The organism is Streptomyces cahuitamycinicus (assembly GCF_002891435.1).
Taxonomy (GTDB): Bacteria; Actinomycetota; Actinomycetes; order Streptomycetales; family Streptomycetaceae; genus Streptomyces; species Streptomyces cahuitamycinicus.
Window position 1 is genome coordinate 1 of record NZ_POUC01000017.1, and the last position, 14,017, is coordinate 14,017.

Here is a 14,017-nt window from a genome sequence, read left to right on the forward strand (position 1 = left end):
CGTCTCCCCCCGCTCCCCCCGCGTCCTGGCCGCGCGGCGGCTGGCCAAGCGGAACTTCCGGGGGAAGGACCGGCTGTTCCTGGCGGAGGGGCCACAGGCCGTCCGGGAGGCCGCCGGGCACCGGACGGGGGACGCGGCCACGCTCGTGGAGCTGTTCACGACGCTGGAGGCCGCCGAGCGCTACGCCGACATCGTCGGGGCCGCCCGGGACGCCGGAGCCAGGGTGCACCTCGCCGCCGAGCAGGTCATCGCCGACATCTCCACCACCGTCACCCCGCAGGGCCTCGTCGGCGTCTGCCGGTTCCTGGACACGCCCTTCCAGGAGGTCCTCGCGGCCCGCCCCCGGCTCGTCGCGCTCCTCGCCAACGTCCGTGACCCGGGCAACGCCGGGACCGTGCTGCGCTGCGCCGACGCCGCCGGTGCCGAGGCCGTCGTCCTGACCGACGCCTCCGTCGACGTGTACAACCCCAAGGCCGTCCGCGCCTCCGTCGGCTCCCTGTTCCACCTGCCCGTCGCCGTCGGCGTCCCCGTGGAGCAGGCCGTGGACGGACTGCGGGACGCCGGTGTCCGGATTCTCGCCGCCGACGGGGCCGGCGACCGCGACCTCGACGACGAGCTCGACAAGGGCACCATGGGCGGGCCGACCGCCTGGGTCTTCGGCAACGAGGCCTGGGGCCTGCCTGAGGAGACCCGTGCCCTCACCGACGCCGTCGTCCGTGTCCCGATCCACGGGAAGGCCGAGAGTCTGAACCTCGCCACCGCGGCCGCCGTATGTCTCTACGCGTCGGCGCGTGCACAGCGCGCCTCCGGAGGGTGCCGCTCCGTCACCGGGAACTAGTAGGGTGACCAGCTCAGGACCCCTCTGCGGAGCCTTGGAGGTGGGGTACGGGGATGAGTGTCGGCACGAGCAGCGCACCAGGGGCCCAGGACGCCGGGAGCCCTCCCGCCGCGTCCCGGCCACCCGGTGATCCAGCCGGCCTCGGCATCGACCCCGACCACCTGCCCGACGGGCTCGTCGTCGCCGACGAGCAGGGCCACGTCATCTGCTTCAACGCCGCCGCCGAGCGCATCACCGCCGTCCGCGCCCGGGACGCCCTCGGGCAGCGGCTGGAGAAGGTCCTGCCGTTAGAGGACCTGGAGGGCCGGCGCTGGTGGCAGCTGACCGATCCGTACGGCGGCCTCGCCATCCGCGTCGGACAGCCCGAGCGCAACCTTCTCCTGCCCGGCGGCCGTGAGGTGCTGGTCTCCGCGCGCTACGTCCGCACCCGGCCCACCGGCCCCGTCCGGCGCCTCGTCGTCACCCTGCGCGACACCGAGGCCCGCCGTCGCACCGAACGCAGCCACGCCGAGCTGATCGCCACCGTCGCCCACGAACTGCGCTCCCCGCTCACCTCCGTCAAGGGCTTCACCGCCACGCTGCTCGCCAAGTGGGAACGCTTCACCGACGACCAGAAGCGGCTGATGCTGGAAACCGTCGACGCCGACGCCGACCGGGTCACCCGGCTCATCGCCGAGCTGCTCGACATCTCCCGGATCGACTCCGGCCGGTTGGAGTTGCGCCGCCAGCCCGTCGACATCGGCGCCGCCGTCGGACGGCACATCCAGGCCTACGTCGCCGCCGGGCAGCCCGCCGACCGGTTCCTGCTGCGCGTCCAGCAGCCGCTGCCCGACCTGTGGGCCGACCCCGACAAGATCGACCAGGTGCTCAGCAACCTGCTGGAAAACGCCGTGCGCCACGGCGAGGGAACTGTCACGATCGACGTCACGGCCACGGCGTCCCTCCGAGAGGGCGAATACGCCGAGAACGCAGCCACGTCGGTCACCGTGAGCGACGAGGGCCCCGGCATCCCGGAGGAGTCCATGAACCGCGTCTTCACCCGCTTCTGGCGGGGCAGCAAGCGCGGCGGCACGGGCCTCGGGCTCTACATCGTCAAGGGCATCGTCGAGGCCCACGGCGGCACCATCACGGTCGGCCGCGCCCCCGGCGCAGGCGCCGAGTTCCGATTTACGTTGCCCGTGAGCGCTCCGGCCTATCTCGCCTGAGCCCCCACGGGCGCATTCCCATACCTCCACCCCGTTAGACTCGGCCATTGGCACCTTTGTGTCCCTTCAGGCAGCCGTCCGAGTCGGTGACGGGGACCTTCAGCCAGCCAATCGGAAGCACGGGAAGAGATGTCGGCACCGAATAAGTCGTACGACCCGGTCGAGGTCGAGACGTTGAAACCGGAAGAGATCGAGCGCATGCGGGACGAGGCGCTCGCCGCCTTCGCCGCCGCGGACTCCCTCGACGCGCTCCACGAGGCCAAGGTCGCCCAGACCGGCCCCGCCTCGCCGCTGGCCCTCGCCAACCGCGAGATCGGCGCCCTGCCCCCGCACGCCAAGGCCGAGGCCGGCAAGCGCGTCGGCCAGGCCCGCGGCGCCGTGAACAAGGCCCTCGCCGCCCGCCAGGTGGAACTCGAGGCCGAGCGGGACGCGCGCGTGCTCGTCGAGGAGGCGGTGGACGTCACGCTGCCGTACGACCGCGTACCGTCCGGCGCCCGGCACCCGCTCACCACCATGATGGAGCGGGTCGCGGACGTCTTCGTGGCCATGGGCTACGAGGTCGCCGAAGGTCCGGAGGCCGAGGCAGAGTGGTTCAACTTCGACGCCCTCAACTTCCTGCCCGACCACCCGGCCCGGCAGATGCAGGACACCTTCTTCGTGCAGGGCCCCAAGGGCACCGAGGAGTCCGGGTCCGGCGTCGTCCTGCGCACGCACACCTCCCCGGTTCAGGCCCGCGCACTGCTCGACCGTGAGTTGCCGGTCTACATCGTCTGCCCCGGCCGCGTGTTCCGCACCGACGAGCTGGACGCCACGCACACGCCCGTCTTCCACCAGATCGAGCTGCTCGCGATCGACGAGGGCCTGACCATGGCGGACCTCAAGGGCACGCTCGACCACATGGTCCAGGCTCTGTTCGGCGCGGACATGAAGACCCGGCTGCGGCCGAACTACTTCCCGTTCACCGAGCCGAGCGCCGAGATGGACATGCTCTGCTACGTCTGCAAGGGCGAGTCCATCGGCAACCCCGACCGCCCCTGCCGCACCTGCTCCTCCGAGGGCTGGATCGAGCTGGGCGGCTGCGGCATGGTCAACCCGCGGGTGCTCACGGCCTGCGGCGTCGATCCCGAGAAGTACAGCGGCTTCGCCTTCGGGTTCGGCATCGAGCGGATGCTGATGTTCCGCCACAACGTCGAAGACATGCGAGACATGGTCGAGGGTGACGTCCGGTTCACCCGGCCGTTCGGGATGGAGATCTGATGCGGGTCCCGCTTTCTTGGCTGCGGGAGTACGTCGACCTGCCGGAGACGGAGACCGGTCGGGACGTGCAGGCCAAGCTCATTTCGGCCGGTCTGGAGGTCGAGACCGTCGAGCAGCTCGGCGCCGACCTCAAGGGGCCGCTGGTCGTCGGCCAGGTGCTGACCATCGAGGAGCTGGAGGGCTTCAAGAAGCCGATCCGCTTCTGCACCGTCGACGTCGGCCAGGCCAACGGGACGGGTGAGCCCCAGGAGATCGTCTGCGGCGCCCGTAACTTCGCGGTCGGCGACAAGGTCGTCGTGGTCCTGCCCGGCGCCTCGCTGCCCGGCGGTTTCACGATCTCCGCGCGCAAGACGTACGGCAGGAACTCGCACGGCATGATCTGCTCCAGCGACGAGCTGAACATGGGCGACGACGGCACCAAGGGCATCATCGTGCTGCCCCCGGAGACCGAGGTCGGCAAGGACGCGATCGAGCTGCTGGAACTGGTCGACGAGGTCCTCGACATCGCCGTCACGCCCGACCGCGGCTACTGCCTGTCCATCCGCGGCGTCGCCCGCGAGACCGCCATCGCCTACGGCCTGCCGCTGCGCGACCCGGCCCTGCTCGACGTGCCCGGCCCGAACGCCTACGGCTACCCGGTGCAGGTCTCGGACCCGACCGGCTGCGACCGCTTCACGGCCCGCACGGTGACCGGCCTGAGCGCCGAGGCACGCTCCCCGATCTGGCTCCAGCGCCGGCTCCAGAAGGTCGGCATGCGCCCGATCTCCCTCGCCGTCGACGTCACGAACTACGTGATGACGGAGCTCGGCCAGCCGCTGCACGCCTACGACCGCGGCCTGGTCGAGGGCACCATCGGCGTGCGCCGGGCCGAGGCGGGCGAGAAGCTCACCACCCTCGACGGTGTCGAGCGCACGCTGGACACCGAGGACCTGGTGATCACCGACGACCGGGGCCCCATCGGGCTCGCCGGCGTCATGGGCGGCGCCAACACGGAGATCGCCGACCACGACGACGTGGAGAACGCCACGGCGGACGTCGTCATCGAGGCCGCGCACTTCGACGCGGTGTCGATCGCGCGCACCGCCCGCCGCCACAAGCTGTCCTCCGAGGCGTCCCGGCGCTTCGAGCGAGGTGTCGACCCGCAGGCCGCCGCTGCCGCCGCGCAGCGCACCGTCGACCTGCTGGTGCTGCTCGCGGGCGGCACCGCCGAGGCCGGCGTCACCGAGGTCCTCGCCCCCTCCGCGCCGCGCACCATCGCCGTCCCGGCCGACCACCCGGACAAGGTCGCGGGCGTCGCCTACGGCCGCGAGACCGTCGTGCGCCGCCTCCAGGAGGTCGGCTGCGACGTGTACGGGCAGGACGACCTGATCGTCACCGTGCCGTCCTGGCGGCCCGACCTCACCGACCCGAACGACCTGGCCGAAGAGGTCATCCGGCTGGAGGGCTACGAGAACCTGCCTTCCACGCTGCCCAGGCCGCCGGCCGGCCTCGGCCTGACCGAACGGCAGCGGCTGCACCGCCGCGTGGGCCGTGCCCTGGCCGGTGCCGGGTACGTCGAGGCGCTGAACTACCCGTTCATCGGTGAGCAGGTCTTCGACCAGCTCGGCCTGGAAGCGGACGACCCGGCCCGCCGCGTCGTGAAGCTCAGCAACCCGCTGAACGACGAGGAGCCCGCACTGCGCACGTCGCTGCTGCCGGGCCTGCTCGCCGCCCTGCGCCGCAACGACGGCCGCGGCTCGCACGACCTCGCGCTGTTCGAGTCCGGTCTGGTCTTCCTGCCGCGCGCGGAGCAGCGGATCGCGGCCGTGCTGCCCGTCGACCGCCGTCCGACCGACGAGGAGCTCGCCGAGCTGAACGCGGCGCTGCCCGAACAGCCGCGGCACGTGGCCGTCGTCCTCGCCGGTGCGCGCGAACAGGCCGGCTGGTGGGGCAAGGGCCGTCCGGCCGACTGGGCCGACGCGGTCGAGGCCGCCCGGTCCGTCGCCCGTGAGGCCGGTGCCGAACTCGTCATCCGCAAGGGACAGTACGGACCGTGGCACCCCGGGCGGTGCGCCGAGCTGGTGGTCACCGTGGACGGCGCCGAGCGGGTCGTGGGGCACGCGGGCGAGTTGCACCCGCGGGTAGTGAAGGCCCTCGGACTGCCGGCGCGCAGCTGCGCGATGGAGATCGACCTGGACGCGGTGGAGGCCGCCGGTGACGCCACGGCCGCGGCGCCGCGGATCTCCACGTTCCCCGTCGCCACGCAGGATGTCGCCCTGGTCGTCGACGCCGTCGTCCCGGCCGCGGAGGTCGAGGAGGCCTTGCGCGACGGTGCCGGGGAACTGCTGGAGTCCATCCGGCTGTTCGATGTGTACGAGAACGCCGAGCAGTTGGGCGAGGGGCGGAAGTCGCTCGCGTATGCCTTGCGGTTCCGGGCGGCTGACCGGACGCTGACGGTGGATGAGGCGTCGGCGGCCCGGGACGCGGCGGTTGCCCTTGCGGGTGAACGCGTAGGGGCTGAGTTGCGGAGTTAGCGTCGTGGGGGACTGCGCTGTCTTGCCCGCTGCGGGTTGGTGGTGGCTGGTCGCGCAGTTCCCCGCGCCCCCTACGGGGCGTGGCCGGCGGAGCCGTCCGCCCCGCCACGGAGTGTCGGGCAGGCGGCCGGGCGGACGGCGGTAGCGGGCCGCCGCACTGTACGAGGGGGAGCCGGCGGCCCGGCCGGCCTCTTTCGAGGCATCTCAGTCAACCCGTCGGCGACTCTCAGCGACAGTGCGCGCACCGTGCGGATTCGAGTACTCCGTTCACACCCCGTGTGAAGGCGGAACCACTAACCTGGCCGCACCGAGCCACCCGGGGGGCCCACATGCAGCCCAACACTCTGCTCGACGCGATCCTGGACGAGGCGGGGATCTCGCACGCGGGGCTGGCCGCACACGTCAATCAGGCGGGACGGGCGCGTGGCCTGTCCCTGAGGTACGAACACACCGCCGTCGCCCGGTGGTTGAAGGGGCAGCGCCCCCGCGGCCAGGTGCCCGACCTGATCTGCGAGGTGCTCGCGGCCCGGCTGCAGCGGCCGGTGACCCTCGACGACATCGGCCTCGGCGTGCCCGGCGAGCCGTCCGCCCCGCACACCGGCTCGCTGTCCGGGTTCGTAGAACGGGCCACCGCGCTGTGGCGATCCGACCAGCAGCAGCGCCCGCACCTCCTGGGCGCACCCGCGCTCACCGGCACGCCGGCCGTGATGCCGGTGTGGGAGTGGGAGAACCCGCCCGAGGACGTGGACGTCTCCCGCGGCGGCCGACACCGTGTCACCCCGGGCGACCTGGAGACGCTGCGGGCCGCCCGGACACACTACGAGCAGATGTACCGCAAGGCCGGGGGCATCGCCACGCGCGCCCGCATCGTCGGCTTCCTCAACGCCGAGGCCGCGCCGCTGCTGCGCGGCAGCTACACCGACGAGACCGGCCGCCAGCTGCACCGGGCCACGGGAGGGTTGGTGGCGGTCGCCGGTATCTGCGCCTACGACTCCGACGCGCACGGCCTCGCCCAGCGCTACTTCCACCAGGCACTGCGGCTGGCCAAGGCCAGCGGGGACCGGGGTCTCGGGGCGTATGTGATCGCCCTGCTGGTCAACCAGTCGCTTTTCATGCGGGAGTACCGGCAGTCCGTCGCCTTCGCGGAGGCGGCGCTGCGGGCCGCCGGCAAGCACATCACCCCGGCGCTCGCCTCCGACCTCTACGCCATGCAGGCCAAGGCGTACGCGCACCTCGGCGACGGCGGGAGCGCCCTGTCCTGCATCCGGCGGGCGGAGCAGGCCGCCGAGCGCATCCGGCGCGGCTACGAGCCCGACGAGACCGGTTATGTCCAGCCAGGGCTCGTCAACGTCCAGGTGGCGGAGGCGCTGCTGAGCCTCGGGGAGATCGCGGCCGCCGGGGAGCATGCCGCGGCCGCTGTCGACAACCCGGCGCACGACCGCGGCCGGGTGCACCGGCTGGCGATGCTCAGCACCATCGAGCTGCGGCAGGGCAACGCCGACAAGGCGGTGGTCATCGCCGTGCAGATGGCCGAGCAGGCCCGGGGCATGGAGTCCCAGCGGCTGCGCGACCGGCTGCGCGCGGTGCGGGAGCACCTGGTGCGCAGTGGCTGTGCGGGCACGGCCGAGGCCGCCGAACTCATCGACGGGGCCCTGCGCGTACCGTTGTAGACCCGGGCGGTGGTGCCCGGTCTCGCTCCGAGGCGCTTCCCGTGCGCCTGCTGTCCCTCCGTCCCTGCTGCGATATTGCCACTTACTCGACGGAAGGTGGCAGAACCGTGCAGTGGACGAAACACAACGAGCAAACTGTGTACTCAAATCGCTGGTTCAGCGTCAATCTCGCGGATGTCGAACTGCCGGACGGCAGGCACCTGGACCACTTCCTCATACGGCTGCGGCCCGTCGCGGTGGCCACGGTCGTGAACGAGGCCAACGAGGTGCTGCTGCTCTGGCGGCACCGTTTCATCACCGACAGCTGGGGGTGGGAACTCGCGGCGGGCGTCGTCGAGGACGGCGAGGACGTCGCCCACGCGGCCGCCAGGGAACTGGAGGAGGAGACCGGTTGGCGGCCGGGACCCCTGCGCCACCTCATGAGCGTGGAGCCGTCCAACGGGCTCACCGACGCCCGGCACCACGTGTACTGGGCCGACCAGGGCGAGTACGTCGGGCACCCCGTGGACGACTTCGAGTCGGACCGCCGGGAATGGGTTCCCCTCAAGCTCGTCCCCGACATGGTCGCCCGCGGGGAGGTCCCGGCCGCCAACATGGCGGCCGCGTTACTTCTGCTGCACCATCTCAGGCTCGGTCAGGACACGCTGCCCTGAGTCAACGGCCCAGGGCCTGCCAGATCGCCATGACGAGGGCACCCACGGCGGTGAGGGCGGCGACCGCGGGCAGCGGCCAGCGCGCGTGTTCGAGCGTGTGGATCCGGGTGTTGAGCTCCTCGATCTCCTTGGCGGTCTCCTCGGTGCGGTGGCTGAGCAGAGCCAGTCCGCCCTCGACGCGGGCGTAGGCCACATCGAGGCGGCGTCGTAACTCTGCGAGTTCCCCGTGGACGACGGGATGCTCGGGATCGGCGGTCACGAGTCCGCTCCTTTCCGTAGTCGTTTCACATCCCTTGCCTGCGGTGTGGAGTCAACTCGCCTGGTGGGCGCATGGGGAGAGTGTGCGAGGGGCATATGCGAGCCCGGCGCGCACACGGTGTGTGAATGCCGCGAGCCCGGCACCACATCCGGTGCCGGACCCGCGGCTTGGCCGAAATCTGACCGTCCGTAATCGGCCTCGGGGGGGGGTACCTGGGGCTCCATGACGAAGTGGCAGAGGTACGCGGCGTACGCGCTGGCGATCTACGCGCTGTCGGTCGTGGTGCTCCGGTTCTCCTCCGGCGGGCAGGGGTGGGGCACGGCGCTGCTGCTCGCTCTCGTGACCACTCCGCTCGCCCTCTGGATGGGCCGGCTGCGCAGCCGCCTCGACGAGCGGGCGGCGGAATGGGGACGCCGCCGGTTCCGGCCGTGGCCGGAGGAGCGGCGACGTTGAGGTGGCTGCTTCAGCCGGGCGGTCAGCCGTAGGTGTAGAAGCCCGAGCCCGACTTGCGGCCCAGCCGGCCCGCGTCGACCATGCGCTGCAGGAGCGGGGGAGCGGCGTAAAGGGGCTCCTTGTACTCCTCGTACATGGACTGCGCGACCGAGACGACCGTGTCCAGGCCGATCAGGTCGGACAGCTTCAGCGGGCCCATCGGGTGGGCGCAGCCCATCTCCATGCCGTTGTCGATGTCCTCGCGGCTGGCGATGCCCGTCTCGAACATCCGGATCGCGGAGAGCAGGTACGGGATCAGCAGCGCGTTGACCACGAAGCCGGAGCGGTCCTGGGCACGGATGGCGTGCTTGCCCAGCAGCTTCTCCGCGAACAGCTGGGCGCGCCCTATGGTGCCCTCGGACGTGGTCAGCGCCGGGATCAGCTCGACGAGCTTCTGCACCGGAGCCGGGTTGAAGAAGTGGATGCCGATGACCTGGTCGGGCCGCGAGGTCGCCACCGCCAGCTTCACCAGCGGGATGGACGAGGTGTTGGAGGCCAGGATCGCGTCCGGCCGGGTCACGACCTGGTCCAGGACCTGGAAGATCTCGGTCTTGACCTGCTCGTTCTCGACGACGGCCTCGATCACGAGGTCACGGTCGGCGAACTCGCCGAGATCCGTGGTGAAGCTCAGACGGGCCAGCGTGGCCTCCTGCTCCTCCTCGGTGATCTTGCCGCGCTCGGCCGCCTTGGCCAGGGAGGTGAACAGCCGGGTGCGGCCGATCTCCAGGGCTTCGCCGGTGGTCTCGGCGACCATGACGTCCAGGCCGGCCCGGGCGCACACCTCGGCGATCCCCGCGCCCATCTGACCGCAGCCCACGACTCCGACGCGTGCAATGTCTCCCGCTGGGATGTCCGTCACATCGTCCCTTTCGCTGCTGATCCACATCCGGGCAGGTTCGCCGGGTCCCGGGGCCTGCTCCGTTCGTGCACGTTACTCCGAAGTATCGATGATCGATCGCGGGGGTCGGGTCCGCGTCGGGCATGCTGGGCCCGAACGATCCGCGACCGGCGGATCCGCGGCTTTTGGGGCATGCGGATGGGACGAGTGTCACGCAGGGCGTTCGCGGTGGCGGCGCTGTCGGCCTTCACGATGATGCCTCAGGCGTCGGCCGCGACCGGACGCCGGGGCGGAGCACCGGACTCCGAGATGCGGGGCGTCTGGATCGCCACCGTGGCCAACCGCGACTGGCCCTCGAAGGCCGGGCTCACCGCGTCGCAGCAGCGCGCCGAACTGCTCACCCATCTCGACACCGCCGTCCGCAACCGGCTCAACACCGTGTTCTTCCAGGTCCGCCCCACGGCGGACGCCCTGTGGCCCTCGCCGTACGAGCCCTGGTCGCAGTACCTCACCGGCACCCAGGGCAAGGACCCCGGCTGGGACCCGCTGGGCACGGCGGTCGAGGAGGCGCATGCGCGGGGCCTCCGGCTGCACGCCTGGTTCAACCCGTACCGGGTCGCCACGCACGCCGACCCGACCCGGCTCGCCGCGTCCCATCCCGCCCGCGAGAACCCCGACTGGGTGGTGACGTACGGCGGGAAGCTCTTCTACGACCCGGGGCTGCCCGAGGTCCGCGCCTTCGTCGAGGACGCGATGCTGGACGCGGTGGCGAAGTATCCCGTGGACGGCGTCCACTTCGACGACTACTTCTACCCGTACCCCGTGGCGGGGCAGAGCTTCGACGACGACGCGGCCTACGACGAGCACGGCGGCGGCTTCCCGGACCGTGCGGCCTGGCGGCGGGACAACATCGACCGGCTGGTGCGGGAGACGGCGGACCGCATCAAGGAGGTCCGGCCGGATGCCCGCTTCGGCATCAGCCCCTTCGGCGTGTGGCGCAACGCCGCGACCGACCCGCTCGGCTCGGACACGCGGGCGGGCGTGGAGACGTACGACGATCTGCACGCCGACACGCGGAAGTGGGTGCGCGAGGGCTGGATCGACTACATCGTCCCGCAGCTGTACTGGAACATCGGTTTCGCCGCCGCCGACTACGCGAAGCTGGTGCCCTGGTGGGCGGAGGTCGCGAACGGCAGCCCGACACAGCTCTACGTGGGGGAGGCGCTGTACAAGGCGGGTGACCCGGCGCAGACCGCGGCGTGGCAGGAGGCGGGCGAACTCTCCCGGCACCTGACGCTGGCCGGGCAGTACCCGCAGGTCCGCGGACACGTCTACTTCGCCGCCAAGGACGTGGCGGCCGACCGGATCGGGGCGATGGCGCGGGTCGTCGCCGACCACTACGGGCAGCCGGCTCCGCCCCCGCGCTAAGGGGTCCTTTCACTGAGCCCGTCCGGGTCGCGCGCTCCGGCACCGCACCTCGCCGCGGTGCCGAAACGCCCACGTGGCTCCCCCAAGCTCTCGGCTTCGCTCGAACAGGGGCACCCCCGTCGAAGGCGCTCCGGCGCCTTGCGACGCACGGCACCAGACCACGCGACCTGACCGGACGCTCAAGGTGAAAGGACCCCCGAGTCACGGCCCGGTGGTGGTCTCCCTGTGCCGGATCTCCGTGTCCGGCCCGGGCGAGCACACGCCCTCGTGCCCGTCCTCGAACCGGACACGGTACGGGGGGCCGCCCTCCTGGCCGAGCACTTCGACGATCTCGCCGATCTTGTCGTGCTGACCGACCACCCTGCCGTGCTGGACAAGCTGGTCGCCCACGGTTGCGCGCATCTGGGGCCTCCTCACGAGGTGCGGAGCAGCGGTCCGTGGCCTGGCGGGTCCACGGCGCAGGGCGCCTGCCGGCAGGGGCCCCGCGCCGTCCCGCTCAGCCGCGTGATCGCTGTGTGACGGCGATGCAGAACAGCACCGCCGCGGCCGTCAGCGGGGCGGCGACCGTGAGGTGCTCGCCCAGCAGCAGCACCGACCACACCAGTGTGAGCAGCGGCTGGGCGAGCTGCAACTGGCTGGCCTTGGGGATGCCGATGGCCGCCATACCGCGGTACCAGACGACCAGCCCGACGAACTGGGAGCCCGCCGCGACCCACAGCAGTCCGGTGACGCTGTGCGCGGTCAGCCGCACGGGCTCCTGCGTCAGGGCGAGCGCGGCGACGGGCACCGTCAGCGGCAGGCACAGCACCAGAGCCCAGCCGATCACCTGCCAGCCCGGCATGACCCGGGCCAGCCGGCCGCCCTCGGTGTAGCCGGCCGCGCAGACCAGCAGCGCGGCGAAGAGGTACAGGTCGGCGGTGGTCAGGGCGCCGCCGCTCTGCTGCGCGGTGAAGGCCAGCACCGCCGCCGCGCCCGCGCAGGCCGCGATCCAGAAGGTGCGCGAGGGCCGGGTGCCCACGCGCAGCGCGGAGAGGAGAGCCGTCGTCAGCGGCAGCAGCCCGACCACGACGGCGGCGTGCGCGGTGGTGGAGGTCTCCAGCGCGAGCGTGGTGAGCAGGGGGAAACCGAGGACGACACCGGCCCCGACGACCGCGAGCCCCGGCCAGTGGCGGCGGGCCGGCGGCGGGCACACGCAGCAGCAAGAGCGCGGTGCCCGCGATCACCGCGGCCAGGACGCTCCGCACGGCGACCAGCGACCAGGGCCCGAAGCCCTCCAGCCCCCAGGCGGTGGCCGGGAACGTCAGGGAGAAGGCGACGACGCCGAGGGCGGCCTGAAGGGTGCCGAACCCGGGGCGCTCCGGGCCCGGGGTGGCGACTGCTATCGGGGATGCCGTAGTAGCGCTACTCTGTGCTCTCATGCAAGAGCGTAGCAGCGTAGGTGAACTGGCCGAACAGCTGAGGCGAGAACTCGACCGCTACTCACCCGGTGGAAAGCTGCCGTCGAGCCGAGCGCTTGTCGAGCGGTTCCGGGTGAGCCCGGTGACGGTGTCGCGCGCCCTGGCGCAGCTCGCCGCCGAGGGACTGGTGGTCACCCGGCCCGGCGCGGGCGCCTTCCGCGCTCAGGCCCGTTCGGCGCCGGCCCCCGCCGGGGACACCTCCTGGCAGGAGGTCGCGCTCAGCGCCGACGGTGCCGCCGACCTCGTGCCGCGCTCGGTCGACGCCTCCGGGGTACTGGTGTCGCTGGCCGCACCGCCGCCCGGCGTGATCGAGTTCAACGGCGGCTACCTGCACCCGTCGCTGCAGCCGGAGCGGGCGATGGCCGCCGCCCTCTCGCGGGCCGGGCGCCGTCCCGGTGCCTGGGGACGGCCGCCCATGGAAGGGCTGCCGGAGCTGCGCGAGTGGTTCGCGCGGAGCATCGGCGGCGCGGTCACGGCCGCCGAGGTGCTGATCACCGCAGGCGGGCAGTCCGCGCTCACCACCGCCCTGCGCGCCCTCGCCCCGCCAGGCGCCCCCGTCCTGGTCGAATCGCCGACCTACCCCGGCATGCTCGCCATCGCCCGTGCCGCCGGCCTGCGCCCGGTGCCCGTCCCGGTGGACGCCGACGGCGTGCGACCGGAGCTGCTCGCCGACGCGTTCCGGGCCACCGGCGCCCCGGCCTTCGTCTGTCAGCCGCTCTTCCAGAACCCCACCGGCGCGGTCCTCGCGCCAGGGCGGCGCGCCGAGGTGCTGCGCATCGCCCGGGAGGCGGGCGCGTTCGTCGTCGAGGACGACTTCGTACGGCGGCTGGTGCACGAGGACGCGGGGCCGTTGCCGCGCCCGCTGGCCGCCGACGACCCCGACGGTGTCGTCGTCCACGTCTCCTCGCTCACCAAGGCGACCTCGCCCAGCTTCCGGGTGAGTGCCCTGGCCGCGCGCGGGCCGGTCCTGGAGCGGCTGCGGGCCATCCAGGTCGTCGACACGTTCTTCGTGCCGCGCCCGCTCCAGGAGGCGGCACTCGAACTCGTCGGCTCGCCCGCATGGCCGCGTCATCTGCGGGCCGTCTCCGCGGAGTTGAGGGCACGTCGGGACGCGATGACCGGCGCCCTGGCCCTGCACCTGCCGGAGCTCGCCCTGGCGCACATCCCGTCCGGCGGCTACCACCTGTGGCCCCGTCTGCCCGACGGAACCGGCGAGGCGGCCCTGGTGTCCGCCGCCCTTCGCGCCGGCGTCGCGATCACCCCCGGCCGCCCCTACTTCAGCGCCGAGCCGCCCGCCGGGCACATCCGCCTCAGCTTCGCGGCGGTCGCCGGGACAGGGGAGATCGCCGAGGGCGTACGACGGCTGCGCACGGCCTGCGACGAGGCGCTGGGTTAACCGCTCGACGC

Annotated in this window: 13 protein-coding genes and 1 pseudogene; 10 read left to right on the plus strand and 4 right to left on the minus strand. The window is 72.4% G+C overall.

Features of this window, described 5'->3' with window-relative positions; genetic code table 11:
• The 6 genes from C1J00_RS04315 to C1J00_RS04340 all read left to right on the plus strand — a co-directional run.
• The coding region (locus C1J00_RS04315; protein WP_245936195.1) for a TrmH family RNA methyltransferase at positions 1-838 on the plus strand (838 nt) is incomplete at its 5' end.
• Between the two features lie 53 nt (positions 839-891).
• Positions 892-2,043 (plus strand): sensor histidine kinase, encoded by a 1,152-nt coding sequence (locus C1J00_RS04320; RefSeq protein WP_102907688.1) that lies wholly within the window; start codon positions 892-894, stop codon positions 2,041-2,043.
• Between the two features lie 129 nt (positions 2,044-2,172).
• On the plus strand, positions 2,173-3,300 hold the full coding sequence (pheS, locus tag C1J00_RS04325) for a phenylalanine--tRNA ligase subunit alpha (RefSeq protein ID WP_102907689.1): 1,128 nt from the start codon (positions 2,173-2,175) through the stop codon (positions 3,298-3,300).
• Positions 3,300-5,813 carry a phenylalanine--tRNA ligase subunit beta gene (gene pheT, locus C1J00_RS04330; RefSeq protein ID WP_102907690.1) on the plus strand — a complete coding sequence of 838 codons (2,514 nt, stop codon included), beginning with the start codon at positions 3,300-3,302 and terminating at the stop codon, positions 5,811-5,813. Before pheS ends, pheT begins: the two co-directional genes overlap by 1 nt.
• Positions 5,814-6,142: 329 nt before the next feature.
• Positions 6,143-7,483, plus strand: coding sequence for an NsdA family TPR-like regulatory protein (locus C1J00_RS04335; RefSeq protein ID WP_102907691.1), 1,341 nt, complete (start codon positions 6,143-6,145; stop codon positions 7,481-7,483).
• 107 nt (positions 7,484-7,590) lie between these two features.
• The gene (locus C1J00_RS04340; protein ID WP_102907692.1) at positions 7,591-8,136 is read left to right on the plus strand and encodes an NUDIX hydrolase; all 546 of its coding nucleotides are present in this window, start codon (positions 7,591-7,593) and stop codon (positions 8,134-8,136) included.
• Between the two features lies 1 nt (position 8,137).
• Here C1J00_RS04340 and C1J00_RS04345 read toward each other — a convergent pair whose 3' ends face one another.
• Complete coding sequence (locus tag C1J00_RS04345) at positions 8,138-8,395, minus strand: hypothetical protein (protein ID WP_030243880.1); 258 nt, start codon at positions 8,393-8,395, stop codon at positions 8,138-8,140.
• Positions 8,396-8,617: 222 nt separating this feature from the next.
• Here C1J00_RS04345 and C1J00_RS04350 point away from each other — a divergent pair, with 222 nt between their 5' ends.
• Positions 8,618-8,848, plus strand: coding sequence for a hypothetical protein (locus C1J00_RS04350; protein WP_102907693.1), 231 nt, complete (start codon positions 8,618-8,620; stop codon positions 8,846-8,848).
• Between the two features lie 22 nt (positions 8,849-8,870).
• Here the strand turns inward: C1J00_RS04350 and C1J00_RS04355 are convergent, their stop codons facing one another.
• Positions 8,871-9,746, minus strand: coding sequence for a 3-hydroxybutyryl-CoA dehydrogenase (locus C1J00_RS04355; protein WP_439333381.1), 876 nt, complete (start codon positions 9,744-9,746; stop codon positions 8,871-8,873).
• A gap of 177 nt (positions 9,747-9,923) precedes the next feature.
• On the opposite strand from C1J00_RS04355, the gene C1J00_RS04360 reads away from it, so the two are divergent.
• Positions 9,924-11,153: a glycoside hydrolase family 10-like protein gene (locus C1J00_RS04360; protein WP_102907726.1), complete on the plus strand. Its 1,230-nt coding sequence runs from the start codon at positions 9,924-9,926 to the stop codon at positions 11,151-11,153.
• 201 nt (positions 11,154-11,354) lie between these two features.
• Here C1J00_RS04360 and C1J00_RS04365 read toward each other — a convergent pair whose 3' ends face one another.
• Positions 11,355-11,555: a DUF1918 domain-containing protein gene (locus C1J00_RS04365; RefSeq protein WP_102907695.1), complete on the minus strand. Its 201-nt coding sequence runs from the start codon at positions 11,553-11,555 to the stop codon at positions 11,355-11,357.
• 94 nt (positions 11,556-11,649) lie between these two features.
• Positions 11,650-12,397 (minus strand): annotated as a pseudogene (locus C1J00_RS04370) (DMT family transporter).
• Between C1J00_RS04370 and C1J00_RS47840 the strand changes: the two are divergent.
• Both C1J00_RS47840 and C1J00_RS04375 read left to right on the plus strand, forming a co-directional pair.
• The gene (locus tag C1J00_RS47840; protein ID WP_342751655.1) at positions 12,363-12,488 is read left to right on the plus strand and encodes a hypothetical protein; all 126 of its coding nucleotides are present in this window, start codon (positions 12,363-12,365) and stop codon (positions 12,486-12,488) included. The pseudogene C1J00_RS04370 and the gene C1J00_RS47840 sit on opposite strands and share 35 nt — an antisense overlap.
• Positions 12,489-12,569: 81 nt before the next feature.
• A complete protein-coding gene (locus C1J00_RS04375; protein ID WP_102907696.1) occupies positions 12,570-14,006 on the plus strand; it encodes an aminotransferase-like domain-containing protein in 1,437 nt (478 codons plus the stop codon).
• Positions 14,007-14,017 lie beyond the last annotated feature (11 nt).